The organism is Flavobacterium sp. (genome assembly GCF_035456225.1).
Lineage (GTDB): Bacteria > Bacteroidota > Bacteroidia > Flavobacteriales > Flavobacteriaceae > Flavobacterium.
Window position 1 is genome coordinate 1 of sequence record NZ_DATIDM010000107.1, and the last position, 2,195, is coordinate 2,195.

Consider the following 2,195-nt stretch of genomic DNA (forward strand, 5'->3'; position numbering starts at 1 on the left):
AATTTCAAAATCTATCATTGGTTTGTTTCGTTTTTTCAATATCACGCATAACGTCTTGGTACTACAGCGGGTTTGGGACTAAATTAAGCCCATTCTTCGGATTTGCCAAATCATCCCAAATATAAAACCAACTTTCAATTAAGCCAAATGCCCAAATCCGTTGTAGCATCTATGTAAAAGCATAACTTAGAGTTACCAAAAACGAAGATTATGCAATTACACGATGCCTTAATTAAACCAAAGATATTCATTGGTTTAGATATTCACAAAAAAAGATGGACAGTTTCCATTCAGACTGATTTGTTTTTTCACAGAACGTATTCGATGCCTTCTGTTGCCGGGGATTTATTTCAATATGTGGAGCAAACATTTCCCAATCACCAGGTGGATTTAGTTTACGAAGCAGGCTGTTGCGGTTTTTCTGCAGCCCGCTATTTTTTAAATTTAGGTTGGAATGTTTTGGTGGTCAATCCCTCGGATGTCAAGACAGGGGACAAGCAGCGGTATCAAAAAACAGACGTCCTGGATTCGAGAAATCTGTCCAATCAATTAAAGGCGGGGGTTCTCAGGGGTGTTTATATTCCTGGTGAAGAACATGAACAGTTTACTACTTTGGCGCGTCACAGAACCCAGGTCACCAGGAAACTCCGACAAACCAAACTGCATATCAAAAGCATGTTGCTTTTTCATGGCATAAAGATTCCTGATGAATTTGACAGCCCGAATTGGAGCAAAGATTTTATTGTATGGCTGGAAAAAATAAAATTCAGCACCAGCTGCGGTGATCTGGCTTTGCAGGGCAAAATACGGATGTACAAATTCATCAGGTCGGAGTATCTGGAAATTGCCAATCAAATGCGTGCCCATTGCCGAAAGTCCCACAAGAAAGATTATGATCTGTTGAGGAGTATTCCGGGAATTGGCGGTTATCTGGCAAGCGTGATTCTGGCCGAATGCGGCGATTTACGGCGATTCAACAACGAAGGACAATTCAGCTCCTACATCGGATTGGTTCCCGGTGTTTATAATAGCGGGGGCTCGGAAAAGTGTTTGGGAATCACCCCCAGAAGCCGTTCCCAATTGCGGAGTTATTTGGTGGAAGCCGCCTGGATTGCCATCAGGAAAGATGCCGAAATGCAGAACTATTACCGCAAACATCAGGGGCGCAACGTCAAGAGCATTATTATTAAAATAGCCCATAAACTGGCACGAAGAATACTCTCGGTAATCAAAACCGAAACACCTTATCAAATCAATAGAAATTTGGTAAATTTAATGCTGGAAAAATAAAAATAACCTTCTTAACAGGCTCAGCCATAACAGAAAACAGACTGCAAAACAGCTAGGGCGGTTCTGAAAAATGAAGCCGCAACGTTGTAGCAGGCAGCTGTTTTTTATTCTTACAATCATACAGATGCTGGTGGTCCCGACCTGTCGGGAACCACATATAGGAGTAGGAGCTTTAAGAATTAAAAAAAAAGGAAGACTATGAAATAAAAGAGGTATAAAATTCGTGGCATTATTGAAAAAGTCAGAACAACTTTTTCAGTCCTAAGCCTTCGGCAGACAAAAAGTTGTTTCCAACTTTTTCAACAAGCCGCCGGGACAGAATTCTATACTCGAAAAATAACCGACATATAACCCTCTCAAAAGTTGTGAATAACTTTATGATGCTTTACATAGGAGTAGCTGTTGGCAGTAGGATTTTTAGTCGCAAAGAATTTCTATATTTTGAGTAGTTTTCCAGGATTCTGAAAACACTAATTTATTTTCAACAAATTTGTAGGGGTAATAAAATGTATACCCACTTTTTTCCCTTTTGTCTTCAACAAAAACTGCAATCGCATCTGTTTGTTTTTCTTTGAGGGTTACATCATAAAATATTGCAATCGCAATAAACTCATTTCTATTCGACCGTAATTCTTGTTTAAGTTCTCCAAGTACTGTATTCGATTTTGGAAAATCGTTTTCTATATTTTCTTCACGCACAATTTGCTGAACTTCTCCATTAATATCTACAGCGGAAGCCAATGGATAAAATTCCCCATAATCCACAAGTAAAGTTTCTACAAAAGGAAAGGTTACGTCTAATATTTTCTGAATTTCAATCATTTGATTTCTGTGTATTTTGGAATCTTACTGCCAACGTCTTGGCACTACAGCGGGTTTGGGACTAAATTAAGCCCATTCTTCGG

2 protein-coding genes are annotated in these 2,195 nt (G+C 39.2%); one reads left to right on the forward strand and one right to left on the reverse strand.

What is annotated here, in order from left to right:
- Positions 1–210 precede the first annotated feature (210 nt).
- A complete protein-coding gene (locus VLB74_RS06545) occupies positions 211–1,290 on the forward strand; it encodes an IS110 family RNA-guided transposase (RefSeq protein ID WP_325202655.1) in 1,080 nt (359 codons plus the stop codon).
- Positions 1,291–1,707: 417 nt separating this feature from the next.
- Here the strand turns inward: VLB74_RS06545 and VLB74_RS06550 are convergent, their stop codons facing one another.
- A complete protein-coding gene (locus VLB74_RS06550) occupies positions 1,708–2,112 on the reverse strand; it encodes a hypothetical protein (RefSeq protein ID WP_325202656.1) in 405 nt (134 codons plus the stop codon).
- Between the last annotated feature and the right edge of the window lie 83 nt (positions 2,113–2,195).

Coding starts and splice junctions, on each gene's coding strand:
- VLB74_RS06545 (WP_325202655.1), top strand. CDS start 211: ATGCAATTACACGATGCCTTAATTAAACCAAAGATATTCATTGGTTTA.
- VLB74_RS06550 (WP_325202656.1), bottom strand. CDS start 2,112: ATGATTGAAATTCAGAAAATATTAGACGTAACCTTTCCTTTTGTAGAA.